General features: G+C 68.9%; 24 protein-coding genes and 1 pseudogene. 11 read left to right on the top strand and 14 right to left on the bottom strand.

From position 1 onward, the window contains the following. The 3 genes and pseudogenes from BUB20358_RS24940 to BUB20358_RS24930 all read left to right on the top strand — a co-directional run. Positions 1-192: pseudogene (locus BUB20358_RS24940) on the top strand (cytochrome C); the annotation flags it as partial. Positions 193-229: 37 nt separating this feature from the next. Beyond that, positions 230-1,183, top strand: a complete 954-nt coding sequence (locus BUB20358_RS24935; protein WP_006765827.1) for an ABC transporter substrate-binding protein — start codon at positions 230-232, stop codon at positions 1,181-1,183. A gap of 93 nt (positions 1,184-1,276) precedes the next feature. Further along, positions 1,277-2,143, top strand: a complete 867-nt coding sequence (locus BUB20358_RS24930) for an MOSC domain-containing protein (protein ID WP_006765826.1) — start codon at positions 1,277-1,279, stop codon at positions 2,141-2,143. 117 nt (positions 2,144-2,260) lie between these two features. Here the strand turns inward: BUB20358_RS24930 and BUB20358_RS24925 are convergent, their stop codons facing one another. After that, on the bottom strand, positions 2,261-3,682 hold the full coding sequence (locus tag BUB20358_RS24925; protein ID WP_035974030.1) for a sensor histidine kinase: 1,422 nt from the start codon (positions 3,680-3,682) through the stop codon (positions 2,261-2,263). Then, entirely contained in the window at positions 3,679-4,353 is a 675-nt protein-coding gene (locus BUB20358_RS24920) for a response regulator (protein ID WP_006765825.1), read from the bottom strand. The genes BUB20358_RS24925 and BUB20358_RS24920 overlap by 4 nt, the downstream gene beginning before the upstream one ends. A 124-nt stretch (positions 4,354-4,477) precedes the next feature. Between BUB20358_RS24920 and BUB20358_RS24915 the strand changes: the two genes are divergently transcribed. The 4 genes from BUB20358_RS24915 to BUB20358_RS24900 all read left to right on the top strand — a co-directional run bounded on the left by BUB20358_RS24915 (position 4,478) and on the right by BUB20358_RS24900 (position 9,729). After that, entirely contained in the window at positions 4,478-5,578 is a 1,101-nt protein-coding gene (locus BUB20358_RS24915; RefSeq protein WP_006765824.1) for an ABC transporter substrate-binding protein, read from the top strand. Between the two features lie 88 nt (positions 5,579-5,666). Then, positions 5,667-7,439 carry an ABC transporter permease gene (locus tag BUB20358_RS24910; protein WP_006765823.1) on the top strand — a complete coding sequence of 591 codons (1,773 nt, stop codon included), beginning with the start codon at positions 5,667-5,669 and terminating at the stop codon, positions 7,437-7,439. Next, positions 7,432-8,499 (top strand): ABC transporter ATP-binding protein, encoded by a 1,068-nt coding sequence (locus BUB20358_RS24905; RefSeq protein WP_006765822.1) that lies wholly within the window; start codon positions 7,432-7,434, stop codon positions 8,497-8,499. Before BUB20358_RS24910 ends, BUB20358_RS24905 begins: the two co-directional genes overlap by 8 nt. Before the next feature lie 138 nt (positions 8,500-8,637). Further along, a complete protein-coding gene (locus BUB20358_RS24900; protein ID WP_006765821.1) occupies positions 8,638-9,729 on the top strand; it encodes a porin in 1,092 nt (363 codons plus the stop codon). A 183-nt stretch (positions 9,730-9,912) separates the two neighbouring features. On the opposite strand, the gene BUB20358_RS24895 is transcribed toward BUB20358_RS24900, so the two are convergent. Both BUB20358_RS24895 and BUB20358_RS24890 read right to left on the bottom strand, forming a co-directional pair. Continuing rightward, on the bottom strand, positions 9,913-10,878 hold the full coding sequence (locus BUB20358_RS24895) for a quinone oxidoreductase family protein (RefSeq protein WP_035974025.1): 966 nt from the start codon (positions 10,876-10,878) through the stop codon (positions 9,913-9,915). Between the two features lie 49 nt (positions 10,879-10,927). Then, positions 10,928-11,179: a hypothetical protein gene (locus BUB20358_RS24890; protein ID WP_035974024.1), complete on the bottom strand. Its 252-nt coding sequence runs from the start codon at positions 11,177-11,179 to the stop codon at positions 10,928-10,930. Positions 11,180-11,275: 96 nt separating this feature from the next. Here BUB20358_RS24890 and BUB20358_RS24885 point away from each other — a divergent pair, with 96 nt between their 5' ends. Beyond that, complete coding sequence (locus BUB20358_RS24885) at positions 11,276-12,067, top strand: AraC family transcriptional regulator (RefSeq protein WP_035974023.1); 792 nt, start codon at positions 11,276-11,278, stop codon at positions 12,065-12,067. Between the two features lie 27 nt (positions 12,068-12,094). On the opposite strand, the gene hpaI is transcribed toward BUB20358_RS24885, so the two are convergent. The 7 genes from hpaI to BUB20358_RS24850 are packed head-to-tail and all read right to left on the bottom strand — an operon-like array spanning position 12,095 to position 17,994. Next, entirely contained in the window at positions 12,095-12,901 is an 807-nt protein-coding gene (hpaI, locus tag BUB20358_RS24880) for a 4-hydroxy-2-oxoheptanedioate aldolase (protein WP_006765817.1), read from the bottom strand. A 17-nt stretch (positions 12,902-12,918) separates the two neighbouring features. Continuing rightward, positions 12,919-13,722, bottom strand: coding sequence for a 2-oxo-hept-4-ene-1,7-dioate hydratase (hpaH, locus tag BUB20358_RS24875; RefSeq protein WP_006765816.1), 804 nt, complete (start codon positions 13,720-13,722; stop codon positions 12,919-12,921). A 19-nt stretch (positions 13,723-13,741) separates the two neighbouring features. Next, positions 13,742-14,134, bottom strand: coding sequence for a 5-carboxymethyl-2-hydroxymuconate Delta-isomerase (locus BUB20358_RS24870; RefSeq protein ID WP_035974021.1), 393 nt, complete (start codon positions 14,132-14,134; stop codon positions 13,742-13,744). Positions 14,135-14,163: 29 nt separating this feature from the next. Further along, entirely contained in the window at positions 14,164-15,012 is an 849-nt protein-coding gene (gene hpaD / locus BUB20358_RS24865; RefSeq protein ID WP_035974019.1) for a 3,4-dihydroxyphenylacetate 2,3-dioxygenase, read from the bottom strand. 47 nt (positions 15,013-15,059) lie between these two features. Beyond that, entirely contained in the window at positions 15,060-16,523 is a 1,464-nt protein-coding gene (gene hpaE / locus BUB20358_RS24860; RefSeq protein ID WP_006765814.1) for a 5-carboxymethyl-2-hydroxymuconate semialdehyde dehydrogenase, read from the bottom strand. Positions 16,524-16,543: 20 nt separating this feature from the next. Continuing rightward, a complete protein-coding gene (locus BUB20358_RS24855; protein ID WP_006765813.1) occupies positions 16,544-17,308 on the bottom strand; it encodes a fumarylacetoacetate hydrolase family protein in 765 nt (254 codons plus the stop codon). Continuing rightward, positions 17,305-17,994, bottom strand: a complete 690-nt coding sequence (locus BUB20358_RS24850) for a fumarylacetoacetate hydrolase family protein (protein WP_035974018.1) — start codon at positions 17,992-17,994, stop codon at positions 17,305-17,307. Before BUB20358_RS24850 ends, BUB20358_RS24855 begins: the two co-directional genes overlap by 4 nt. 152 nt (positions 17,995-18,146) lie before the next feature. On the opposite strand from BUB20358_RS24850, the gene hpaR reads away from it, so the two are divergent. After that, entirely contained in the window at positions 18,147-18,590 is a 444-nt protein-coding gene (hpaR, locus tag BUB20358_RS24845) for a homoprotocatechuate degradation operon regulator HpaR (protein WP_035975243.1), read from the top strand. 40 nt (positions 18,591-18,630) lie between these two features. Here hpaR and BUB20358_RS24840 read toward each other — a convergent pair whose 3' ends face one another. Continuing rightward, positions 18,631-19,845 (bottom strand): SDR family oxidoreductase, encoded by a 1,215-nt coding sequence (locus tag BUB20358_RS24840; RefSeq protein ID WP_035974017.1) that lies wholly within the window; start codon positions 19,843-19,845, stop codon positions 18,631-18,633. Between the two features lie 638 nt (positions 19,846-20,483). On the opposite strand from BUB20358_RS24840, the gene BUB20358_RS24835 reads away from it, so the two are divergent. Together BUB20358_RS24835 and BUB20358_RS24830 are read left to right on the top strand one after the other, a co-directional pair. After that, the gene (locus tag BUB20358_RS24835) at positions 20,484-20,831 is read left to right on the top strand and encodes a DUF3564 family protein (RefSeq protein ID WP_035974015.1); all 348 of its coding nucleotides are present in this window, start codon (positions 20,484-20,486) and stop codon (positions 20,829-20,831) included. Positions 20,832-21,260: 429 nt separating this feature from the next. Then, entirely contained in the window at positions 21,261-23,177 is a 1,917-nt protein-coding gene (locus BUB20358_RS24830; RefSeq protein ID WP_006765808.1) for a peptidoglycan D,D-transpeptidase FtsI family protein, read from the top strand. 13 nt (positions 23,178-23,190) lie between these two features. Here BUB20358_RS24830 and BUB20358_RS24825 read toward each other — a convergent pair whose 3' ends face one another. Then, the gene (locus BUB20358_RS24825; protein WP_006765807.1) at positions 23,191-24,906 is read right to left on the bottom strand and encodes a cation:proton antiporter domain-containing protein; all 1,716 of its coding nucleotides are present in this window, start codon (positions 24,904-24,906) and stop codon (positions 23,191-23,193) included. A 218-nt stretch (positions 24,907-25,124) separates the two neighbouring features. Then, the coding region (locus BUB20358_RS24820; protein WP_174905133.1) for a cytochrome c at positions 25,125-26,458 on the bottom strand (1,334 nt) is incomplete at its 5' end.

The raw sequence follows: 26,458 nt of genomic DNA, 5'->3' as shown, positions 1-26,458 counted from the left end.
GACCGGCGCGGCTGGCTGCGCGCACGCGCGCTGCCGGGCAGCGCCGGCTGGTCGGACGCCGACCTGCTGTGCCGTTCGGCGCCGGTCGCCCGCCCACTCGCGCAACACGCGAGCGCCGACGCGCTGACCGCGCTGCTGCTGCGCATCGATGCCGAACCGGTGCGCGACGTGCCAGCCGGGCTCGCGCACTGAATCGCCGCCCCCTTTTCCCGCTCGACCGAACCTGACGATGAATCCGACCCGACGCCACTTCCTCGCGCAAGCCAGCGCGCTCGCCACCGTCGCCGCTGCGCCGAGCGCGCTGCGCGCGCAGTCGTCCGCCCGTCCGCTGCTGCGTGCCGGCGATCAGAAAGGCGGGCTGCGCGCGCTGCTCGAAGCGGCCGGCGAACTGAACGGCATCGCGTACGACATCGCGTGGACCGAGTTCCCGGCCGCCGCCCCGCTGGCCGAAGCGCTGAACGCGGCGGCCGTCGACTGCGGGCCGATCGGCGACGCGCCGGTGATCTTCGCGCTCGCATCGGGCGCGCGCATCAAGGTGATCGGCGCGAACCGCTCCGATCCGTACGGCACCGCGGTGCTCGTACGGCCCGACGCGGCGCTCGACGGCGCGGCGAGCCTGAAAGGCAAGCGCATCGGCACCACGCGCGGCTCGATCGGCCATTTCGTCACGCTGAAGGCGCTCGACGCGGCCGGCCTGCCGCCCGACGCCGTGTCGTTCCGTTTCCTGCCGCCGGCCGACACGATGCTCGCGCTCGCGAGCGGGTCGATCGACGCGTGGGCGACGTGGGAGCCGTACACCGCACTCGCGGAAACGAGCGGCCGCGCACGCGTGCTGGTCAGCGGCCGCGGACTGTGGTCGGGCCTCAGCTATATCGCGGCGACCGACGCCGCGATCGCGTCGAAGCGCGACGTGCTGCGCGACTTCGTGCAACGCGTCGTGCGCGCGCAGGCGTGGTCGTACCGGCATGTCGACGCGTATTCGGCGACACTCGCGCGCATCGTCGGCATTCCGCCCGCCGCAGCGAAGCTGCAGTTCGAGCGCCGGCACACGCGCTGGCAGCCGATCGACGCGGCCGTGATCGCCGAACAGCAGCGCACCGCCGATTTCTATCTGAAGGCCGGGCTGCTGCGTCAGCCGCTCGACGTGCGCACGACGTTCGACACGGGATTTCCGCTCGCGTGACGGTGCCGCGCGGCCGCATGCAGCCGCGCGAACGCGGTCCGCACGATCTGGCACAATCGCGGTTCGATCATCCCGCCTTCGTCAGCCAGCGTCATGCCAGCCATCTCCGAACTCTTCGTCTATCCGATCAAATCCTGCGCCGGCATCGCGCTGTCGCGCGCGCAACTGCTCGACACGGGCCTCGCGTACGACCGTCACTGGATGCTGATCGACGCGAACGGGATGATGCTCACGCAGCGCACGCATCCGCGGCTCGCGCTGATCCGCCCGGCATTCGACGGCGACGCGCTCGTGCTGAACGCGCCGGGAATGCCCGAGATCCGTACGCCGCTCGACGGCGACGTGTCGCCCGCGACGCCGAAAACGTCGGCCACCGTGTGGCGCGATACCGTCGACGCGATCGACACCGGCGCGGACACGGCCGCGTGGTTCACCGCGTTCGTCGGCACGCCGACGAAGCTCGTGCGCTTCGCGCCGGACGCGCGCCGCGCGTGCAACCGCAAATGGACCGGCGACATCGATGCGTCGACGCAGTTCGCGGACGGCTATCCGCTGCTCGTGATCGGCCAGGCGTCGCTCGACGACCTGAACGCGCGGCTCGCCGCGAAAGGCACGCCCGCGATCCCGATGAACCGCTTCCGGCCGAACGTCGTCGTGTCGGCGCTCGACGCGTACGAAGAGGATTTCGTCGAACACCTCGACACGGGCGGTGCGACGCCCGTGCGGCTGCGCCTCGTGAAGCTGTGCACGCGCTGCCCGGTGCCGACGATCGATCAGGCGAGCGGCGCGCCGAATCCCGACTGGCCGCACGAGCCGACCGACACGATGCAGACGTACCGCGCGAATCCGAACTACGACGGCGCGCTGACGTTCGGCATCAATGCGATCGTCGTCGAAGGCGCGGGTGGCTGGCTCGAAGTGGGCCAGCCCGTCGAAGCGGAAATCGGATTCGGCGATTGAACCCAGGGCGGTGCGAAAGCTGCGCGGATCGCGCCGCACAGCCGCGCGCGCTGCACTGCGGTGTCCGTTACGTAGCTTGCGCCGGTAACGCCGCATCGTCGCCGGCGTACGGCGCCCCTACTCCGCCGTCGTCGCGCGCAAGATCGGCAGCGTCACCGTCACGATCAATCCGCCGCCCGCCGCATCGGACAACATCACGCTGCCGCGATGCACGCGCGCGATCTCCCGCACGATCGACAGTCCGAGCCCGGTGCCTTCGACCGTCTGCGTGCGGCTGCCGCGGTGAAAGCGCTCGAACACCGCATCGCGTTCGTTCTCGGGAATGCCGGGCCCGTTGTCGATCACGTCGAGCCGCGCGAAGTCGCCGTCGCGCGACACGCGCACCGTGATCACCGCGCGGTCGCCCGCGTAGCGGATCGCGTTGTCGATCAGGTTGCCGATCATCTCGCCGAGCAGATCGGGCTGCCCGAGCACGTCGACGTCGGCCTCGTGCTCGAAGCCGAGATCGATGCCGCGCGCACGCGCTACCGGCGACCAGTCGAGCGTCACGCTGCGCGCGAGCCGATGCAGCGCGACCGGCTTGTGCGCGATCGCATGGCCGCTGTCCGAATCGAGCCGCGACAGCGACAGCAGCTGCTGGACGATCTTCGCGGCCTGCCGCACCGCGCCGTTCACGCGCCGCAGGTGCACGTTCACGCGCGGCTGCTCGTCGGGACGCAGCGCAAGCTCGACGCCGGCCTGCACGGCCGCGAGCGGCGTCTTCAGCTGATGCGCGGCGTCGGCGAAGAAGCGCCGCCGCGCAACCTGCATCCGCTGCGTGCGGCCGATGTACTGGTTGATCGATTCGACGAGCGGCGCGAGTTCGCTCGGCATGCCGCCGGTGTCGAGCGGCGTCGGATCGTCCTCGCTGCGCGCGGCGACCGTCGCGGACAGCCGGTTCAGCGGCCGCAGCCCGCGCCCGACGCCGAGCCACACGATGCCGAGCGCGAGCACGACGAGCAGCCCCTCCTGCAGCAACGAGCCCATCAGGATCTGGCGCGCGAGCGCCTGGCGCGCCTCGATCGTCTCGCCGACCATTACCCACACGATGCGCGTCTGCGCGGTGGGCACGTCGTGCACCGGCACGCGCAGCGCGGCCATGCGCAGCTGCTCGCCGCGATAGACGACGTCGTAGTAGCGCGTGACGAATAGCGCGCCGTCGTCGGCGTTGCCCGCGCGCTCGCCCGGCGGCAGCGGCAGGTCCGGATAGCCGGTGATCGTGCGGCCGTCGTCGTCGCGGATCAGATAGTAGATCTTGCCGCCGTCGCCGGACTCGAACATCTCGAGCGCGAGATACGGCAGATCGACCTCGAGCTCGCCGTCGTTGAGCCGCACGCCTTCGCGGATCGACTTCAGCGACGACGACAGCGTGCGGTCGAACGCGACGTGCGCGGCGTTCATCGCGCGCTGGTACGTGAGCCACGAATCGAGCGCGAGCAGGCCGAGCAGCGGCATCAGCAGCCACAGTGCGACCTGGGTCCGCAGGTTCGGCTTCTTCACGCGTCGGCCTTCGCTTCGAGCAGATAGCCGAGCCCGCGCAGCGTGACGATCGACACGCCGGTGTTCTCGAGCTTCCTGCGCAGCCGGTACACGTAGATTTCGATCGCATCGGCGTTCACCGACTCGTCGAGCCCGAAGATCTTCTCCGACAGCGTTTCCTTGTTGATCGCGCGGCCGTTGCGCAGGATCAGCACCTCGAGCACCGAGCGCTCGCGCGGCGTGAGCGGCAGCGGTTCGCCGGCGAGGCGAAAGCTGCGGTCGACGCTGTCGTACGCGAGCGGTCCGCACTCGACGCGCGAGTGCTCGTGGCCGAGGCTGCGCCGGATCAGCGCGCGGGCGCGCGCCTCGAGCTCGGTCAGCTCGAACGGTTTCGCCAGATAGTCGTCGGCGCCGAGATCGAGGCCCTTCACGCGATCTTCGACCGACCCGTGCGCGGTGAGGATCAGCACCGGCACCGGATTGCGGCGCGCGCGCAGCCGCCGCAGCACCTCGAGGCCGTCGAGCTTCGGCAGCCCGAGATCGAGGATCACCAGCGCGTAGTCCTGCGTGCGCAGCACGTGGTCCGCCGCCTCGCCGTCCGCCATGTGATCGACCGCGAAGCGCGCGGCGCTCAGCGCGTCGGTCAGCGACTGCGCGAGCAGGGGATTGTCTTCGACGAGCAGCACACGCATCGGAACCTCGGGAAATCCATGACGCAAAGGGCACCATTGTGAACCGAAATGAAAGCAGGCTGAAAGTGCGTCGCAATTACCATCCGTGTCACCCGAGCAACCCCGCTGCGCAATAGGAGGAACAATGTCGTTTGTACCGAAGCACCTCGCCGCCACGTTGGCAATCGTCCTGGGCACCGCCGCCGGCGCGGCCGCCGCACAGATTCCGGCCGGGTATCCGGGTAACTACCAAGGCGTGATCGACGCCGCGAAGCAGGAAGGCAAGCTGATCGTCTACTCGACGACCGACACCGGGCTCGTGCGGCCGCTGATCAAGGACTTCGAAAGTCTGTATGGCGTGAAGGTCGAGTACAACGACATGAACAGCACCGAGCTGTACAACCGCTACATCAGCGAGAACGCGGCGAACAGCACGAGCGCCGACGTGCTGTGGAGCGCCGCGATCGACCTGCAGGTGAAGCTGGTCAACGACGGACTGATGGCATCGTACGACTCGCCGGAAAGCGCGCACCTGCCGCCGTGGGCGCAATACCAGAAACAGGCATATGGCACGACGTTCGAGCCGCTCGCGATCGTCTACAACAAGCGGCTGATTCCGGAGAACGAGGTACCGAAGACGCGCGCCGACCTGATCAAGCTGCTCGCGTCGCAGCCTGACAAGTTCAAGGGCAAGGTCACGACGTACGACATCGAGAAATCGGGCGTCGGCTTCAACTATCTGACGCAGGACGCGCACGTAAACGAGAAGGTCACGTGGGAACTCGTGAAGGCGATCGGCGCGACCGGCCCGAAGCTGCAGTCGAGCACCGGTGCGATGATGGAGCGCATCTCGTCGGGCGAGAACCTGATCGGCTACAACATCATCGGTTCGTATGCGTACGCGAAGGCGAAGAAGGACAAGTCGATCGGCTACGTCTTCCCGAAGGACTACACGCAGGTCGTGAGCCGCCTCGCGACGATCTCGAAGAAGGCGAAGAATCCGAACGCCGCGAAGCTGTGGGTCGACTATCTGCTGTCCAGGCGCGGCCAGACGCTGATCGCGAACCAGGCGAACCTGTACTCAATCCGCGAAGACGTGACCGGCGAAACGTCGGCCGCGACGCTCACGAAGGAACTCGGCGATTCGCTGAAGCCGATCCCGATTGGCACCGGCCTGCTCGTCTATCTCGACCAGTCGAAGCGGCTCGCATTCCTCAAACAGTGGCAGCAGGCGATCAAGCGCTGACCGGCGGCCCGCGCGCGAGCGCGGGCCGCGCCCTTCCCCTTTCCTATTTCCTAGCGGCGGCCATGCAGACGGCCGCAGGGGCGAACTCATGCTTTCAACCAGCACACGCGGAGCGGCCACGGCCGTTCCGCCCCACTCCGGCCGCGACGACGCGGTTCCCGCGCTGCCGGTCAACCGCGTGCAGCCGCTCGCCGGCATGCTGCGCTGGATCGTCGTCGCGGTGCTCACCGTCGCGGTCGCGCTGCCGCTCGGCTTCATCCTGTTCCAGAGCCTGCTGTCCGCGCCGTTCTTCGATGCGAACAAGACGCTCGGCATCGAAGGCTTCCGCTTCATCTTCAGCGATCCCGACTTCTGGTCGGCCGTGAAGAACTCGTTCATCATCGCCGGCGGGATGCTGTTCATCTCGATCCCGCTCGGCGGCATCCTCGCGTTCCTGATGGTGCGCACCGACCTGCCCGGCCGCCGCTGGCTCGAGCCGCTGCTGCTCACGCCGGTGTTCGTGTCGCCGATGGTGCTCGCGTTCGGCTACGTGGTCGCGGCCGGCCCGGTCGGCTTCTACTCGGTGTGGTTCAAGGCACTGTTCGGCACGCAGAGCGTGCCGTGGAACGTCTATTCGATCTTCGCGATCACGGTGATCGTCGGCCTCACGCACGTGCCGCACGTGTACCTGTACTCGTCGGCCGCACTGCGCAACCTCGGCTCCGACGTCGAGGAAGCGGCGCGCGTCGCCGGCGCGCGGCCGTTTCGCGTCGCGCTCGACGTGAGCCTGCCGATGACGATGCCCGCGCTGCTGTTCGCCGGCGTGCTCGTGTTCTTCCTCGGCTTCGAAGTGTTCGGGCTGCCGCTCGTGCTCGGCGATCCGGAAGGCCACCTCGTGCTCGCGACCTATCTGTACAAGCTGACCAACAAGCTCGGCGTGCCGTCCTATCACCTGATGGCGGCCGTCGCCGTGTGCATCGTCGCGATCACGTTCCCGCTCGTGCTGCTGCAGCGCCGGCTGCTGAAGACGGCGAACCGCTTCGTCACCGTGAAGGGCAAGGCCAACCGCTCGACGGTGCTGCCGCTCGGCGTGTGGCGCTGGGTCGCGCTCGCGATCGTCGCGCTGTGGCTCGTGCTGACCGTGATCGTGCCGATCTCCGGCATCGTGCTGCGCGCGTTCGTGACCAACTGGGGCGAAGGCGTGCCGCTCGCCGAAGTGCTGACGCTCGCGAACTTCACCGAGCTGTTCGAACAGGACAACCTCGTGCGCGCGATCGTCAACACGCTCGGCATCGGCGTGATCGGCGGCGGGCTCGCGATCGGCTTCTACTCGCTCGTCGCGTTCGCCGGCCACCGCCGCCACGACTGGGCGACGAAGCTGCTCGACTATCTGGTGCTGCTGCCGCGCGCGGTGCCGGGACTGCTGGCCGGTCTCGCGTTCCTGTGGATCTTCCTGTTCGTGCCGGGGCTGCGCGAGCTGAAGAATTCGATGTGGAGCATCTGGATCGCGTACACGGTCGTGTGGCTCGCGTACGGGATGCGGCTGATCCAGAGCGCGCTGCTGCAGGTCGGCCCCGAGCTCGAGGAAGCGGGCCGCAGCGTCGGCGCGACGCGCAGCCGCGTGTCGCTCGACGTGACGCTGCCGCTCGTGCGCTTCGGGCTGCTCGCCGCGTGGCTGCTGATCTTCATGATCTTCGAGCGCGAATACTCGACGGCCGTCTATCTGCTGTCGCCCGGCACCGAAGTGATCGGCGCGCTGCTCGTGTCGCTGTGGGCGACCGGCGCCGTCGATCAGGTCGCCGCGCTGTCTGTCATCAACATCGCGATGGTCGGCGTCGGTCTCGGCGTGGCCCTGCGTTTCGGAGTGAAACTTCATGGATAAGCTCATCGTCGACGATCTGCATCTCAGCTACGGCGCCAATCCGATCCTGAAAGGCGTGTCGTTCGAACTGAAGGCCGGCGAAGTCGTGTGCCTGCTCGGCGCGTCGGGCAGCGGCAAGACGACGCTGCTGCGCGCGGTGGCCGGCCTCGAGCAGCCGTCCGACGGCCGCATCCAGCTCGACGAGCGCGTGTTCTTCGACGGCGCGAAGCGCATCGACCTGCCGGTCGAGCAGCGCTCGCTCGGCCTCGTGTTCCAGTCGTACGCGCTGTGGCCGCACCGCACGGTCGCCGACAACGTCGGCTACGGGCTGAAGCTGCGCCGCGTCGCGCCTGCCGAGCAGAAGCGCCGCGTGCAGAGCGCGCTCGACCAGCTCGGCCTCGGCCACCTCGCCGAACGCTTTCCGCATCAGCTGTCGGGCGGCCAGCAGCAGCGCGTCGCGATCGCGCGCGCGCTCGTCTACAACCCGCCGGTGATCCTGCTCGACGAGCCGCTGTCGAACCTCGACGCGAAGCTGCGCGAGGAGGCGCGCGCGTGGCTGCGCGAGCTGATCGTGTCGCTCGGGCTGTCCGCGCTGTGCGTGACGCACGACCAGACCGAGGCGATGGCGATGTCCGACCGCATCCTGCTGCTGCGCAACGGCCGCATCGAGCAGGAAGGCACGCCGGCCGAGCTGTACGGTGCGCCGCGCTCGCTGTATACGGCCGAATTCATGGGCAGCAACAACCGGATCGACGCGCGCGTCGCGGCAATCGACGGCGAATGCGTGACGCTCGCCGGCGACGGCTGGGAGCTGCGCGCGCTCGCGCGCGACACGCTCGCGCCGGGCCAGCCCGCGCAGGCGGTGATCCGCCTCGAACGCGTGCAGGTTGCCGACGGCCCGGGCGCGAACCGGCTGCAGGCCGACCTCGTCACGTCGATGTATCTCGGCGATCGCTGGGAATACCTGTTCCACTGCGGCGACATGCGCCTGCGCGCGTTCGGCCACGTGCCGCGCGCGGCCGGCAGGCACTGGATCGAATTCCCGACCAACGACTGCTGGGCGTTCGCGAAAGCGGGCTGACCCGACCGCGGCGGCGGCCTGCCGCCGCGCATTCCTGCTGCGTCCCGTCATGCCACGACGGATGCCTTCGGGCGTCCGTCGCGGCGTGCTGCGCGCATCCGTTTCGTACCACCCACAACAACCCAGGAGACACCGTCAATGAAATCACGCGCAGAACGTTCGCTTCGCGCCGCCGTGCTGACCGGATCGGCCGCCGTCGCCGGCCTCGCGGCCGCCGGCGCGCACGCGCAGTCGACCGTCACGATGTACGGCATCATGGATGCCGGCATCGAATACACGAACCACGCGGGGCCGCAAGGCGGCAATGCGTTCAAGCTGAAGTCCGGCAACAAGAACACGTCGCGCTGGGGGCTGCGCGGAGTCGAGGATCTCGGCGGCGGACTGAAGGCGATCTTCCGCCTCGAAAGCGGGATCGATCTGGCCAACGGCGCGTTCGACGACGGCCCCGACTCGATCTTCGCGCGCCGCGCGACGGTCGGCCTGAAAGGCAAATGGGGCGAGCTGTCGCTGGGCCGCAACTTCACCGTCACGTACGACTACATGCTGCCGTTCGATCCGATGGGCTACGCGCAGAACTATTCGTGGGCGACGTCGTCGACCGCGACCGGCGGCCGCAAGGACGGCCTGTTCACGCGTTCGTCGAACGCGGTGCGCTACGACGGCGAATTCGGCGGCTTCAAATTCGGCGCGATGTACGGCTTCGGCAACGTGCCGGGCAGCGTGAAGACCAGCTCGAAGTACGACTTCGCGCTCGGCTACGAAGCCGGCCCGTTCGCGGCCGTCGTCACGTTCGACCGGCAGAACGGCGCGGCCGACAGCGTGACGCCGGCCGACCCGGTGAACTCTATCCAGGGGATTCACGCGGGCGTCAGCTACGACTTCGGCAACCTGAAGACGATGGCCGGCTACCGCAACTATCGCCGCACGTATCACACGAGCGCCGCGAACCAGCTGAGCGACATGATGTGGGTCGGCGGGTCGTACCAGTTCACGCCGACGTTCTCGCTGATCGCGGCCGTCTATCACCAGAACATCAAGGGCGGCACCGACGCCGATCCGACGCTGCTGTCGATGCGCGCGCAATACGCGCTGTCGAAGCGCACGGTGCTGTACGCGGCCGGCGGTTTCGCGATCGCGCAGCACGGGCGCGCGGTCGGCGTGTCGCGCGACTTCGAAGCGTACGGCACCACGCAGGTCGGCGTGACCGCGGGGATTCAGCAGCGGTTCTGACGTTCCGACGACCGGATAGGCGGCGCCGCGACGTCGAATACACGCGCGGCCACGCATCGCGCTCGCCGCTCGGTTCGCACTCGTCGGCCGTCAGCCGCGCGGCGTGCATGCCCGCTCGTCGCGTGCCGGTCGCCTGCCACGTCGCGCCGCTCAGTGCGGCCGACGTCGCGGTTCAACCGCGGCTCACCCGTCGCCGCGCATCGTGAACACCGGGCGAACGGCGCTGCTCGCATCGCCCCAGTGTTCGCCGACCGCCGACAGCGGCACGACGCGCGTATCGATCGACAAACCGGCCAGTCCGACCGCGTCGAACACGCTGCGCACGGCGGCCAGCAGACGCGGCAGCGGCACGCTGCCGAGGCCGCTGCCCATCAGTTCGATCGCGCTCGCGCGCAGCACCGCACCCGGCAGCTGCAGGTCCGCGCCGCCGAGCGAGCCGATCTGCACGAAGCGCAGCGGTCGCCCGTCGGGCGCGGTCTTCGCCGCGGTGGTCAGCAGCGTGCGTGCGCTCGTGCCCCACAGATAGTCGAGCACGACGTCCACGCCGGCGCGCAGATGCGGCTCCAGCGAACGCGCGAGTTGCTCGTCGTCCTGCAGAAGCGACACGGCGGCATCCGCGCCGGCGCTCAGCAACGCGTGCAGCGCGGCCGGATTGCGGCCCGTCGCGATCACCTTCGCCGCGCCGAGATGCTTCGCGATGCGCACCGCGAGCCGCCCGGACGTGCCGGTCGCGCCGTTGACGAGCACCGTGCCGCCGGCAGTGAATCGCGCGCGCTCGGTCAGCGCCGCCCACGACGACATCCCCGGAATCGCGATCGCTGCCGCGACGACGTCGTCGAGCCCATCCGGCAGCGGCACGCAGCATGCCTGCGGCGCGATCGTCCGCTCCGCCATCGCGCCGAACGGCGCCGGCGCGCCGAAGAAATACACGCGCTGTCCGTCGTCCGCGCGGCCGACGCCGTCGACTCCGACGACGAACGGATAGCGCGCGCCGGACGAATAGTGCGTGCCCGCGGCCCGGCCCTGCGCGAGCCGGCTCAACGCGGACGCCGTCACGTCGATCAGCCGGTGTCCCGGCATCGCGCGCGGCGCGTCGAAATCCAGATAGATCGGGCGCTCGCCGGCGCCCGTCACGACTGCGGCTTTCATGCTCGCTCCTCGATGTCGAGAATCCCGTTTCGCGGTAGCCGAACCGCATTCATTGCGCATCGAGCCACGCGCGCAGCGCCGCGTCGCGCACTTCGAGCACGTCGAACAATCCGATCGCGCGCAGCGCGGGCAGCGCGTCGATCACGTCGGCCTCCGCGCGGGCGCGCTCGGCCGGCGTCGCGCCGGGATCGGTCAGCACGCGCGCATTGACGAGGAACGCGCCGACGGTGCCCTTGCGGATCGTCGTTCCGCCGGCGTCGATCCGGTCGGCATCGTCGGGAAGAAGTTGGTCGGCTCGCATCGGCGGCACTCCGGGTCGGTCATCGATGCGCGCAGTCTACGGATGCGCGGCGTGCCGATCTCCGGTATAACAGCCATTCGATACGGAAATCCGGCCATGTCCGAACCGCTGCTGCCCGCTCATCTCGTGTTGTCCGACGACGGTCCGTTCGTCGCCGCTGCCGTGCTCACGCAGCGCGACGCGCGCGTGACCGCGCCGCATTCGCATGCGCGCGGCCAGCTCGTCGGCGCGCTGAGCGGGCTGCTGTCGATCGGCCTCGACGATCAGGACTGGGTCGTGCCGGCCGTCCATGCGATCTGGATTCCGCCGCACTGCCGGCATGCGCTGCAGTCGTTCGGGCCGTTTTCCGGATGGGCGGTGTTCGTCGCCGAGTCGCGCTGTGCGGCGCTGCCGGCGCAGCCGCGTGCAATCCGCGCATCGCCGCTGCTGCGCGAAGCCGTGCGGCGCGCGGCGAGCTGGAGCGGTTCGGCGCTCGATCCCGCGCAGACGCGGATCGCCGACGTGATCCTCGACGAAATCGCCGCGTCCGACGCGCAGTCGCTGGGGCTCGTGCGGCCGCGCGACGCGCGGCTCGTCCGGATCACCGACGCGCTCGCGGCCGATCTCGCGAACGACCGGCGGCTGGACGAATGGGCCGAATGGGCCGGGCTCGGCGCACGCACGCTGAGCCGGCGGTTCGTCGCCGAGACCGGGCTGACGTTCGCGCAGTGGCGTCAGCAGGCGCGGCTGATGCGCGCGCTCGAACGGATCGCGGATGGCGTGCCGGTGACGACGATCGCGCTCGATCTCGGCTACGACAACGTCAGCGCGTTCATCGACATGTTCCGGCGCGTGCTCGGCACGACGCCGGGGCGATATCGCGATGCCGCGCCGTCCGGCGACGCGTAGCGCGGCGCCGGTCGCACGGCCGCGGGTTCAATAGGTGCCGTCGCCGCGCTGCAAGCGATCGCCGCTGCCGTCCTTGAACCGCGCGGCCAGCTGTTCCGCGCTTCTCGCGAGCAACGTCGTGTCGACGCCGACCGCGATGAATACCGCGCCCGCGTCCAGATAGCGCCGCGCGGCCGCTTCGTCCGCGCTGAGGATGCCGGGCGCCTTGCCGGCCGCGCCGATTGCGCGGATCGCGCCGTCGATCGCGCGCTGCACGTCCGGATGCGCGGGATTGCCGAGGTGCCCGAGATCGGCGGCGAGATCGGCCGGGCCGATGAACACGCCGTCGACGCCGTCCACGCGCGCGATCGCATCGATCGCGTCGAGCCCCGCGCGCGTCTCCACCTGGACGAGCACCGCCATCTCGCCGTTCGCGCGATGCAGATAGTCGCCGACGCGGTTCCATCGCGACGCGCGCGCGAGCGCACTGCCGACGCCGCGTATGCCGTGCGGCGGATAACGCGTCGCCGCGACCGCCGCGCGCGCTTCGTCCGCGCTCTGCACCATCGGCACGAGCAGCGTCTGCGCGCCGAGATCGAGCACCTGCTTGATCATCACCGGGTCGTTCCACGGCACGCGCACGACCGCGTGCGCCGGATACGGCGCGATCGCCTGCAGCTGCGCGAGGATCGACGGCACCGTGTTCGGCGCATGTTCGCCGTCGATCAGCAGCCAGTCGAAACCGGCGCCCGCGACGAGTTCGGCGCTGTACGGATTCGCGAGGCCGAGCCACAGCCCGATCTGCGCGTCGCCGCGCGCGAGCGCGGCCTTGAACGGATTGGAACGCATCTGCATCGGTCGCTCGCCTCCCGTCACGCGAAATGGCACTGGATGGTGCCGAGCGGACCGTAGTCGACGCTGAACGTGTCGCCCGGCCGCGCCGCGCACGGCCGCGTGAACGATCCGCCGAGCACGATCTGCCCGCGCTCGAGCGCGACGTCGAAACGCGCGAGCCGGTTCGCGAGCCATGCGACGCCGTTGGCCGGATGGTTCAGCACGCCGGCCGCGACGCCGGTTTCCTCGACCACGCCGTTGCGCGACATGATCGCCGCGACCCAGCGCAGGTCGACGTCGTGCGGCTTCACCGGCCGCCCGCCGATCACGACGCCCGCGTTCGCCGCGTTGTCGGCGATCGTGTCGAACACCTTGCGCGGCCGCTGCGTGTCCGGGTCGATCGACTGGCTGCGCGCATCGATGATCTCGAGCGCGGGCACCACGTAGTCGACCGCGTCGTACACGTCGAAGATCGTGCAGTTCGGCCCCGCGAGCCGCCTGCCGAGCACGAACGCGAGTTCGACCTCGACGCGCGGCACGATGAAGCGGCCGATCGGGATCGTGCTGCCGTCGTCGAAGAACATGTCGTCGAGCAGCGCGCCATAGTCGGGCTCGTCGATCTGCGACGTGTTCTGCATCGCCTTCGACGTCAGGCCGATCTTGTGCCCTTTCAGCGTGCGTCCCTCGGCAAGCTTCATGGCGACCCACGCGCGCTGGATCGCATACGCGTCGTCGATCGTGATGTCCGGATGGTCGAGCGAAATCTGGCGGATCTGCTTGCGGTCGCGTTCGGCGCCGTGCAGGCGCGCGGCGAGGTGGTCGATCAGGGCGGGTTCGAGCATGGTCGGTCCGGAATCGGGTTCAGCCGGCCCGCTGATAGCGGGCGTGGATGTTGTTGCGCTTGTACGAGCCGGTTTCGCTGAACTCGGTCAGCTCCATCGACAGCGCGAGATAGCGTTTCGCATACAGCGGCGCGAAATGCGTGTCGATCGCATCGAACAGCGCGTCGCACGCGGCGCGCTTCGTCGCTTCGCTGCGGCCCGCGCCGATCTTCAGCGTCACGTGGACGAATGCGTCGTCCTCCGTGCCGTCGGCGATGCAATAGTCGTGCAGCTCGATCGCGCGCGAGCGGATGCCGCCGGTCGGAAACACGCCGCCCTGCGCGATCAGCGTCGTGTTGATCGTGCGCAGCAGCGCGGGAATGCGCGCGTCGTCGCGGATGTTCGCGGTGTATTCGACGACGATGTGTGGCATCGCTGATCTCCTCGGTTGCGTGATGCGGCTCAGTTCAGCGGAAAGATCGCGTTGATCTGTCCGGTGCCCGAGCTCGCGAAATAGTCGGTGACGATCTCGACGGGCCGGTCGTAGCGATCCCAGCCGAGCAGGCCGAGCAGCATCGCCGTGTCGTGCATCCCGCCTTCGCCATGGCAAAGCGCGTTGTATTCGGGCAGCATCGCGCAGAACGTGCTGAAATCGCCGCGCTTCCACAGCTCGACCACGCGCAGGTCGACCTGCCGGAAGAATTCGCGGCTGATTTCGTGAATCGCTTCCTCGGGGCTGCCGTTGTCGTTGAAGCGATGCGACAGCGAACCGCTCGCGAGGAACGCGACGTTCGAATCGCTCTGCTCGATCGCTTCGCGCAGCGCTTCGCCGAAGCGCCGGCTTTCGTCGAGCGTATGCCACATGCACCAGCCGGCGATCGACACGACGCTGAAATGCTGATCGCCGTTCATGTAGCGCATCGGCACGAGCGTCCCGTATTCGAGTTCGAGGCTGTCGATCTCGTGCGCGCGCGTCGCGATCCCGCGCGCGGTGGCCGTCTGCGCGATCAGCCGGCCAAGCGCCGGATTGCCGGGATACGCGTACGTCATGTCGCGGATGAAGTGCGGCAGCTCGTTGCTCGTATACGTGCCGGAAAAACGCGCGTTGCAGTTCACGTGGTAGCCGGCGTTGACGAGCCAGTGCACGTCCGACACGACGATCGTGTCGACGCCGAGCGCGCGGCAGCGCTCGCCGATCTCGCGATGCCCGCGGATCGCCGCTTCACGGCAGCCGTGATGCCGGCCGGGCAGCTCCGACAGGTACATCGACGGCACGTGCGTGATCTTCGCGGCGAGGGACAGTTTGCCCATCGTTCAGTCTCCGTATGGTTTTTCGTGGTGCCGGCTGCGCCGCGCCGCTACACGCCCCAGCGCGGAATGTGGTGCGAGCCCATCGAGATGCACACGTTCTTGATCTCCGCGAACACCTCGAAGCTGTACTCGCCGCCCTCGCGCCCGGTGCCCGACTCCTTCACGCCGCCGAACGGCTGGCGCAGATCGCGCACGTTCTGGCTGTTCACGAACACCATCCCGGCCTCGATGCCGCGCGCGAGCCGGTGCACCTTGCCGACGTCCTGCGTCCATACGTACGACGCGAGTCCGTAGGACGTGTCGTTCGCGAGTCGCAGTCCGTCGTCCTCGTCGTCGAACGGGATCAGACACGCGACCGGCCCGAAAATCTCCTCCTGCGCGATGCGCATCCGGTTGTCGACGTCCGCGAACACGGTCGGGCGCACGAAGTTGCCGTTGCGCAGATGGCCGGCGAGGCCTGCCGGCTTGTCCGCGCCGCCCGCGACGAGCCGCGCGCCCTCCTGTTCGCCGATCCGGATGTAGCCGGTCACCTTCTCCCAGTGCTGACGCGTGATCATCGCGCCGAGCTGCGTGGCCGGATCGGCCGGATCGCCGACCACCAGGTTGTTCGCGCGCCGCGCGAATTCCTGCACGAAGCGGTCGTAGATCGTGCGCTGCACGAAGATCCGCGAGCCCGCGGTGCAGCGCTCGCCGTTGATCGAGAAGATCGTGAACAGCGACGCGTCGAGCGCGCGGTCGAAATCGGCGTCGTCGAAAATCAGCACCGGCGACTTGCCGCCGAGCTCCATCGAATACTTCTTCAGCCCCGCACGCTCGATGATTTGCTTGCCGGTCACGGTGCCGCCGGTGAACGACACCGCGCGCACGTCGGGATGCCGGACCAGCGCGTCGCCGGCCGTCGCGCCGTAGCCGTGCACGACGTTCAGCACGCCCGGCGGAATGCCGGCTTCGAGCGCGAGCCGGCCGAGCTGGTCGGCCGTCAGCGGCGACAGCTCCGACATCTTCAGCACCGCCGTGTTGCCGAGCGCGACGCACGGCGCCGTCTTCCACGTCGCGGTCATGAACGGCACGTTCCACGGCGATACCAGCGCGCACACGCCGACCGGCTGATACAGCGTGTAGTTCAGCATCTGATCGTCGACCGGATACGTGCGGCCGTTCATCTGCACGCACACTTCGGCGAAGAAGTTGAAGTTCTCGGACGCGCGCGGAATCAGCTGCTTGCTCGTCTGCGCGATCGGCAGCCCGGTGTCCTGCGTCTCGAGCGCGGCGAGCATCGGCACGTTCTTCTCGATCAGCTCGCCGAGCTTGCGCATCAGCTTCGCGCGCTCCTTCGCGGGCGTGTTCGCCCACTTCGGGAATGCTTCCTTCGCCGCGCGCACGGCCGCGTCGACTTCGGCTTCGCCGCCGGACGCGACGTCGGCGATCGCGTCGCCCGTCGCCGGATTCAGCGTCGTGAAGGTCTCGCGGCTGTCGACCTCGCGGCCGTCGATCCAGTGCTTGATGGTCATGTGCTCTCCTGTGCGACGGCTCAGCCGGCGCGATAGTAGTCCGCTTCGCCGACGATCGTGTTCACGAGCCGGCCGATTCCTTCGATCTCGGTGACGACCTCGTCGCCCGGCTTCGTGTCGGCGAGCCCTTCCGGCGTGCCGGTGAGGATCAGGTCGCCCGGCGACAGCGTCATGAAGCCGCTGATGTACTCGATCAGCGCCGGCACGTCGAAGATCATGTCGCGCGTGCTGCCGCGCTGCGTCTCGCGGCCGTTCACCGTCGTGCGCAGCGTCAGGTCGCCCGCGTCGGCCACTTCGTCGCGGCTGACGAGCCACGGCCCGAGCGGCGTGCAGGTGTCGCGGTTCTTCACGCGCAGGTTCGGCCGGTAGTAGTTCTCGAGATAGTCGCGAATCGCGTAGTCGTTCGCGACCGTATAGCCGGCCACATAGTCGATCGCCTGCGCGCGGCGCACGTTGCGCGCAGGGCGGCCGATCACGACGGCCAGCTCGCACTCGTAGTGCATGTGCGTCGCATCCGCCGGACGCACGGTGAGCGACCGATGGCCGATGAACGTATTCGGCCCCTTCAGGAAGATCAGCGGCTCGCTCGGCGCATTGAACGCGAGCTCCTTCGCGTGGTCCGCGTAGTTCAGGCCGAGCGCGAACGTCGTGCGCGGCGCGACGGGCGGCAGCCACGCGACGGCTTCGTCGGCGACGACGCGCCCGGTGTCGAGCCGGATCGCACCGTCGCCGACCGGTTCGGCCGCATGCGGTGCGCCGTTGTAGATCACGCGCGCCGTCTTCATCGTGCGTCCTTCGCAATCAACGTGTGCCGCAACGTGCCGATCCCGGCAGCGGCGATCTCGATCGAGCTGCCCGCACGCGCGCGCGGCGCACCGCCCGCGACGCCGAGCAGCAGCACGTCGCCTGCGTCGAACGACATGAACGCCGTCACGTCGGCGATCAGTTCGCGCACCGGGCGAATCAGCGTCGCGGTCGACGCGCGCGCCGCAATGTCGCCGTCGATGCGCACGGTCACGCCGATCGCGTCGACGTCGGCCAGCGCCGCGGCCGGCACGATCGCCGGCCCGAGCGGACAGAAGCCGTCGCGGCACTTGAAGCGCACTGCCGGGCGGTAATAGTCGGGATGCGGCACCGACACGTCGCTCGCGAGCGTGAAGCCGTGCACGTAGTCGAGCGCGTGCGCGGCCGGCACGCGCGTCGCGCGCCGCGAGAACACGACGGCGAGCGTCGCGCCGATCTCCAGCTCGCTCACGCCGGCCGGCACGACGACGGCCGCGCCGTCGGGCACGTGCGTATTGGCCGGCTTGATATAGAGAATCGGCGCCTGCGGCGGCCGGCCGTAAGGCGGCGCGTGCACCGCATCGCCGAGCGCGTCGAGTGCAGCCCGCTCGTTGAGCAGCGCACCGTAGACGGTGCCGATCGCGACCGGCAGAGGCGGCGTGCCGGCGGTCGTGCAACACAGCTCCATGCGAGGTTCCCCTGCCGCGCTTCGCGGCGCATCGTCAATACTTAATATCTTAAGTACGCAATTCGACGCTGACAACCGCGATTACCCTGACACGCGAAATTCGTCACCGACGGCTGTTAAGATTGATGCGTCCCCGTCCCCTGCCGATCCTGATGAACCGTACGCTCGACCATCGCAACCTGGCCATGCTGCTGCTCGAAGCCCGTGAAACGCTGATGGGCCTGTTCCGCCCGATTCTCAAGGAGTTCGCGCTGACCGAACAGCAATGGCGGATCATCCGCGTGCTCGACGGCGAGCCCGCGCAGGCGCTGGAAGCGGGACAGATCGCGCGGCGTTGCTGCATCCTGAGCCCGAGCCTCACGGGCGTGCTGGAGCGGATGGAGCGAGACGGACTGATTACGCGCACGCGCGCGCAGGAAGATCAGCGCCGGCTGCTGGTGAGCCTGACGCCGCAAAGCAGGAAGCTCGTCGCGGAAATCGGTCCGCGCATCGACGAGCAGTACCGGCAGCTCGAGGCACGCTTCGGGCCGGACGGCCTCGAAGACATCTACCGCGCGCTCGACCGGCTGATCGAACTCGGCAACAGCGAATCGTAGGCGTCGCTTCGGCGGCCGCGGAAGCTGCGCGGCCGTCACGTCAGTGCGTCGCGCCGCGCATCAGTTCGGTTACCGCGACGCCGCGCGACGTCCGCATGCATTCCTCGACGTAGTCGATGAACGGCAGCGGCTCGAAGTCGATCTCGTCGCGCACGCGGCGGTTGTCGAACACGCGGTCGACCGTCGTGAATTCCGCGCAGCGCTGCAGCGCCCGGCCGATCACGCGTTCGAGCGCCGGATCGCGCCGCCCGAGCACGTCGCGCACCACCAGCGGCAAGTCGGCCGGCGCGCACGCCGCGTAGCGCGGCGCGCCGGTCATGCCCGCCGCCTCGTCCATCGCACGCACGATCTGCGCGACCTGCGGCGCGGCTTCGCCGGCCGACACGTGATACACGTCGTGCGCGAGCGTCGGCTTCACGGCCAGCAGCATCGTCGCGCGGGCCACGTCGTCGACCGACACGATGTCGATGCGCGTCATCGGCCGCGCGGTGAAACGGCGCGCGGCATGCGCGACGCGGAACGTCCAGAACGAATTCGGCGCGGGCCGCGTGCCGAGCACCGTATGGCCGACCACGTGCGACGGCCGCACGACGACGAGCGGCAGCCCGAGCGCGCGCAGGCGCTGCTCGGTTTCCGCCTTCGCATGCAGGTAGCCGGCCGCGAGCACCGCGCCCGGCAGGCCTTTGCCGTCGCGCGCGCCGTCGTTCGCCGCGGCGGCCGCCGGCTCCTCGTACACGATCCCGGCGCGGCCGGCATGCGCATACGCGGTGCCGACGTACACGAAGCGCTGCAGGCGCGATGCCTGCGCGGCGAATCGCGCGGCAAATTCGAGCGAATCGGCGATGTCGGCCTGCAAGTGCGCGCCGTCGGCCGGCGATGCGCGGCCCGCGCAATGGATCACGTGCGTCGCGCCGGCGAGACGGCGCGCGTCGGCGCCGTGCCAGACGTCGCCCAGTGCGCCGACGATCACGTTCGCATCGGTCAGACGCGACGCCCAGTACGGTGCGAGTCCCGCGCGCAGCGCCGCTTCGCGCAGCCGCGCGACCGCGTGGCCGCGATCGTGCGCGCGCACGAGACAGACGACGCGTTCGAGCAGCCCCGCGTTGACGAGCGCGGTCAGCACGGTACTGCCGATGAAACCGGTCGCACCGGTCAGCACCAGACGTTCGACGTTCGCGGCGGCAACCGGCGCGCTGGCCGGCGACACCAGGCTCGTTCGCCAGTTGAGCGTCAGCGCGGTTTTCCAGATCAGCACGATAGTCTCCTTTGAGAAACGGCCGGCCGGACCGCGCGGCGTCACGCGCGACGGGCAATGTCCGGCTGTGGCCAGGCCGGTACGAGCCGGCGGTCCCGATCGGGCGGTCCGCGATCGCATCGATCGCGTCTGCGGCATGGTGCGCAGGCCGCCGTCGCGAACGGGCGTTCGCGCAGCAGGATCGGGAAAGCGCCAGTGTGGGGCGCGATCGCGCGCAAGTCTGTCCCGAAAGTTTCGTGAAAGTGTGAGGATTTGTGCGCGATTGTCCGGGTGTGTCGTTCGGCTCCGGGACGCGTCGTCAATCGGTGAAACGACCGGTCGAGCGGCACCCGGCGCGCGCCCGGCCCGGCCGGCGGTGCGGATTCGGCAGCGAAACCGGGCGCGACACATCGACGCGCGGTCCGCATGTCATCGCATCTCTGCGACGCGGCCGGCCCGGATTCCACGACGCCGCTTCCCGAGCCGACCGCGTGTCGCGTCACGTGGCAGCGACACCGATCGTCAGACGTCGTTTCATACGCGACGGCAAACAGAAATCAATTGCCGCTCATTACAGATTAACGCTTGCGTTTCACGACAGTCTATCTAGACTATTCAAGTCAAAACGGTCGAACATGTCATTTTCAGGAGACGATCCAATGCGCCTCACCATCCGAATTAATGGCAGCGAATCGGAAACCCGGCAATCGTACGCCGTATTGTGGGTCGATACCGACGAAGGGCTGTGGTCGCGCGAGGCACATCAAGGCATCGACCTCCCGAGCTGGGGCAAGGTCCGGGACGTCGAGGGCGAGATGGCGCTCTGCGCGGGCGACAGCGGCAGCGCCGTGTGCCAGCTGAAGGGCTTGACGTTCGGTGCGACACAGCGCGAACAGGGCCCCGCGGTGCTCGCCGGCGCGCATCCGGCCGGCGCATGGCGACTGCAGGCGGTCGATCGCTGCACGACACGGCCCGAATATCAGGAATTTATTTCCGTTGCCCGATAGGGATTTTTTTCCGAATCGTCTGCGGTTTTCGGGTTATTACCATTTCACCGAAATTCATTTTCGATATTCAGCAACAACAGCGCCTCGATTCGAGGCGCTTTTTATTTTCCCGATTCTAAAAATGATCGCGACCGGGGCAATTGATCGGTGCGATCACCGCTGAAGCGATATGTCGACGCACGCCGACGACGCCACGTCCGCACTCCGAATCGGGTTCGGCGTTTAGCGCGATACGCGGTCGCAGCGCCGGCCGAAATCGGCCGGCGCTGCACCGCCGACGTCGTTCCACGTCCTTGCCGGCCGCCCGTCGCGAATCGACGTTCCGCTGCGGCCCCCCATCACAACTTCCTCACATAATGTTTACTCATTTATTACAATCGCATTGTTCCGACTGACCCGCCGCCGACCGCGGCCCGACCCGGCCACTGCATGAGCCTGAAAAAGAAGACCCATCCCGCCGATCCGTACGCGACGGCGACCAAGCATCCGATGCTCGCGGCGCGTCTGCCGATGTGGCGCTCGAAGCTCGTCGTGCTGCTGGTGTTCATCGCGTTCGCCGCGCTGATCGGCCGCGCGTTCTGGGTACAGGTCGCGAACAAGGATTTCTACGTCGGACAGGGCCAGAAGCGCTATCAGCGCACGATCGAGCTCGACGCGATGCGCGGGCGCATCGTCGACCGCAACGGCGCGATGCTCGCGGTCAGCCTGTCGACCTACGAAATCTGGGCGAATCCGAAACAGGTCGCCGACACCGACTATCCGCAACTCGCGAAGCTGCTCGACATGCCGCTCGCCGAGATCAAGCGCCGCCTCGGCAACGACCGGACGTTCGTGCTGCTCAAGCGGCAGGTCGACGCCGACACCGCGGCCCGGCTCGACAAGCTCGCGATCGAAGGCATCACGCAGATCGCCGACTCGAAGCGCTACTACCCGGAAGGCGAATCGGCCGCGCACGTGGTCGGCTTCACGAACGTCGAAGACAAGGGTCAGGAAGGCGTCGAGCTCGCGGCGAACGCGCTGCTGTCGGGCACGTCCGGGCAGCGCGAAGTGATTCGCGACCGGCTCGGGCGCATCGTGTCGGACACGCGCCCGCTCGTGCCGGCGCGTCACGGCGCGACGATCGAGCTGACGATCGACCGGCGCATCCAGCAGCTCGCGTTCAGCCAGCTGAAGGCCGCGGTGCTCGAGAACAACGCGATCGCCGGCAGCGTCGTCGTGCTCGACGCGCAGAACGGCGAGATTCTCGCGCTCGCGAACTATCCGTCGTTCGACCCGAACGATCGCGCTCGCCTCACCGGCCAGCAGTTGCGCAACCGCGCGGTGATCGACACGTTCGAGCCCGGCTCGACGATCAAGCCGCTCGTCGTCGCGCTGTCGATCGACGAGCGCAAGGTCACGCCGAACACGATCATCAACACGTCGCCGGGCACCTACAAGATCGGCCCGGCGGTGATCCACGACACGTCGAACCACGGCTCGCTGACGGTCGCGCAGGCGCTGCAGAAGTCGAGCAACGTCGCGCTCGCGAAGCTCGCACTGAACCTGCCCGCGGAAACGATCTGGAACAAGTATCAGGAATACGGAATCGGCCGCGCGCCGGAGCTGACGTTCCCCGGCGTCGCGTCGGGCCGGCTGCGCGCGTACAAGCGCTGGCGTCCGATCGAGCAGGCGACGATGGCATACGGCTACGGGCTGTCGATGTCGCTGCTGCAGATCGCGCAGACGTACACCGCTTACGCGGGCGACGGCACGCTGCATCCGGTGTCGCTGCTGAAGAACGGTGATCAGCGAGCGGCCGACGCGCATCGCGGCCATCGCGTGACGTCGCCGCAGACCGCCGCGGCGATCCGCTCGATGCTCGAGATGGCGGTCGGCGAAGGCGGCACCGGGCGGCGCGCGCGCGTCGACGGCTACCGGATCGGCGGCAAGACCGGCACCGCGCGCAAGCAGGTCGGTGCGTCGTATGCGAAGGGAAAATACCGCGCGCTGTTCGCCGGCATGGCGCCGATGAGCCATCCGCGCCTGATCGTCGCGGTGATGATCGACGAGCCGCGCGGCAAGGGCTACTACGGCGGCACGGTGGCCGGCCCGGTGTTCGCGTCGGTCACGAGCGGTGCGCTGCAATTGCTCGGCGTGCCGCCCGATGCGCCGATCGACGAAGCGGCGCCGAATGCGCCTGCGAAGGGTGCGGCGCCGCAGAAGACGGTCGCCGCGCCGAAAGCCGCAGCACCGACGAAGACGGCCGCGGCATCGAAAGCCGCCGCGGCCGCAACCCTGGCCGAACAGCCGGCGCAACGATCGGCCGAACGGTCGGCTGCGACCGCGTCGGCCAAAGCGGCGGGCTGACGCCGCCGCGCAATCAGTGCGAAGCCGCGACCGGCTTCGCCATCCTGCCGAGCACGTGCTCGGTCATCCCGCGCGCGAGCTCCGACTCGCTGATGAACACGGTGCCGACGCCTTCGCTCGCCAGCAGCGCCGCCTCGTCGCCGCTGTTCGTGCACAGCACGACTTCGAGCGTCGGGTTCAGCGTGCGCGCAATCTCGACGATCTGCCGCACGTCGAATACGTCCGGCAACGTGACCACCAGCATCCCGGCCCGCGCGATATGCGCCTGCACGAGCACGATCGGTTCGATCGCATCGCCCGACACGGCCGCGATGCCGTCCGCGCGCAGCTTCTCGACCAGCTCGCGGTTCTGCTCGACCACCACGTACGCGATCCCGCGCTCGTCGAGCGCATGCGCGATCCGCGTGCCGACCTTGCCGTAGCCGACGATCACGACCTGGCCGGTCAGGTGAGTCTGCGGTGTCGACATCGGCAGCGCGGCGAGCGGATCGTCGCGCGCCTCGAGCTTGCGCGCGAACGCCGAGCGCTTGCGGATCCACGCGAGCGCCGGATCGATCGTCGCGAACAGCAGCGTATTCATCGCGATCGAGATCAGCGCGACCGCGAGAATCAGGCTCTGCCCTTCGGCGGACAGCAGCCCGAGCGCGCGGCCGAGCCCGGCGAGAATGAACGAGAACTCGCCGATCTGCGCGAGCCCGGCGCCGACCGTGAGCGCGGTATTGAGCGGATAGCGGAACGCGATCACGAGCGCGACCGCCGCGAGCGTCTTGCCGACGAGCACGATCGCGGCGACCTCGATCACGTGCAGCGGTTCGTCGACGAGCACTTTCGGGTCGAACAGCATGCCGACCGAGATGAAGAACAGCACCGAGAACGCGTCGCGCAGCGGCAGCGTCTCGTCGGCCGCACGCCGGCTGAATTCCGACTCGCGCATCATCATCCCGGCGAAGAACGCGCCGAGCGCGAACGACACGTCGAACAGCTTCGCCGCGCCGAACGCGATGCCCACCGCGGCCGCGATCATGCACAGCGTGAACAGCTCGCGCGAGCCGGTGCGCGCGACGAGCCACAGAATGCGCGGAAACACGCGCTTGCCGACCACGAGCATCAGCGCGATGAACGCCGCGACCTTCAGCATCGTGATGCCGAGCGTGCTCCATACGGTGCCGCCCGCACCGTGCGCGTCGCCGGGCGGCGTGCCGCCGAGCAGCCCCGCGACCGGCGGCAGCAGCACGAGCACGAGCACCATCACGAGATCTTCGACGACGAGCCAGCCGACCGCGATCCGGCCGTTGACCGTTTCGACGAGCCCGCGCCCTTCGAGCGCGCGCAGCAGCACGACCGTGCTCGCGACCGACAGCGCGAGCCCGAACACGAGCGCCGCACCGATGCTCCAGTCCCACGCGAGCGCGAGCCCGCCGCCGAGCAGCGTCGCGACCGCGATCTGCACGATCGCGCCGGGCAGCGCGATCTTGCGCACCGCGAGCAGATCGCCGAGCGAGAAATGCAGCCCGACGCCGAACATCAGCAGCATCACGCCGACCTCGGCGAGCTGCTGCGCGAGCGACAGGTCGCCGACGAAACCCGGCGTGCCGGGACCGATCACGATCCCGGCCAGCAAATAGCCGACGAGCGGCGGCATTTTCAGCAGCGACGCGAGATAGCCGAAGATCATCGCGAGGCCGAAGCCGGCCGCGAGCAACGCAATCAGGCTGACGTCATGAGGCATCCCCCCTCCCGAGTACTTGTAACTATTTAGTAAGGTTCAAGTACAAAAGGATAAGGGATGAGGCCGGCAAATGGCGGGCTGCCATGAAAAATTCGCGAACGCGCGCGCCGTTGCAGGGCGCAACCCTGGCCGCTCCACTGCTCCCGCACATCAAACGCGCCGCGCCGAAGCCGCGCACGGAGCCGATGCGGCATCGCGCAGCGGCCCCGTCGTACGCTTCAGCGCAACGCGTGCGGGAACCGCGCGCCCGGCGGCGGCTCCGGCCGCGTCGACGGCACGGTCTTGCGCAGCTTCGCGACCTGCGCGGCCGTCACCGGCGTGCCTGTGTTGCCCCAGCTCGTGCGCACGAAGTTCGACACGTCCGCCACTTCCTGATCGGACAGCCGCCAGCCGAACGGCGGCATCGTGAACGTCGACGGCGCGGTGCGCGTGCCGACCAGCGCGCTGCCTTCCAGCACGACGTGGATCAGCGACGTCGGATCGTCGCCCTGCACGACCGGATTGCCGGCGAGCGCCGGGAACACGCGCGTGTAGCCGCGGCCGTCGCTGCGGTGACATGCCATGCAGTTGTCGCGATAGACGGCGGCGCCCGGCTTGCTCGCGTCGCCGGTCTGCAGCGCCTTCGCGGCAGCCGCGTCGTACACGTGCGGCTGCTCGCCCGGCACGCGCGGCGGCAACGTCTTCAGGTAGCGCGCGATCGCGGTCAGGTCCGCGTCGGTCAGGTGCTGCATGCTGTGACCGACCACGTCCGTCATTCCGCCGAACGCGGCCGTGCGCAGCGTGCGGCCGGTTTTCAGGAACTGCGCGATCTCCGCTTCGGACCACGTGCCGAGCCCGGTACGCGGCTCGCCGCGCAGGCTCGTCGGCACCCAGCCGTCGATCGGTGCGCCGCCCGCGAGGAAGTCGGGGCCGTCCGCGTCGGTCAGCGCACGCTCCTGCATCGTCGGCGCGCGCGGCGTATGACACGCGCCGCAATGGCCGAGCCCCTGCACGAGATACGCGCCGCGCGCGAGCACCGGGTCCGCGTACGGCGCGGCGTCGAACGGCTTCGGCGTCGGCGCGAACAGCTTGCGCCAGATCGCGAGCGGCCAGCGCATCGACAGCGGCCACACGATGTCGACCGCGCGGTTCTCGTGCTCGACCGGCGCGACGCCGTGCATGAAGTACGCGTATAGCGCCTTCATATCGTCGTCGGACAGCCGCGCGTAGGACGGGAACGGCATTGCCGGATACATCGTGTCGCCGTTCTTGCGCACGCCCTCGCGCACCGCGCGCGTGAAATCGTCGTAGCTCCAGCCGCCGATGCCCGTTTTCGAATCGGGCGTGATGTTCGTCGAATAGATCGCGCCGATCGGCGTGTCGAACTTCAGCCCGCCGGCGAACGGCTTGCCGCCAAGCGCGGTGTGACATGCGACGCAGTCGCCGGCGCGCGCGAGGTACTCGCCGCGCTTGACCAGATCCGCATCGGCCGAGCGCGCCGGCGATGCGGCCGCCGCGCCCGACGCGCCGCCCGGGACGGCGACCGGCGCCGATGCCGGCTGCGCGAGCGCCG

The sequence above is a fragment of the Burkholderia dolosa genome, from assembly GCF_902499135.1.
Lineage (GTDB): Bacteria > Pseudomonadota > Gammaproteobacteria > Burkholderiales > Burkholderiaceae > Burkholderia > Burkholderia dolosa.
The sequence above is the reverse complement of the archived record's forward strand: the minus strand, read 5'-3'. Positions and strand labels throughout refer to the sequence as shown.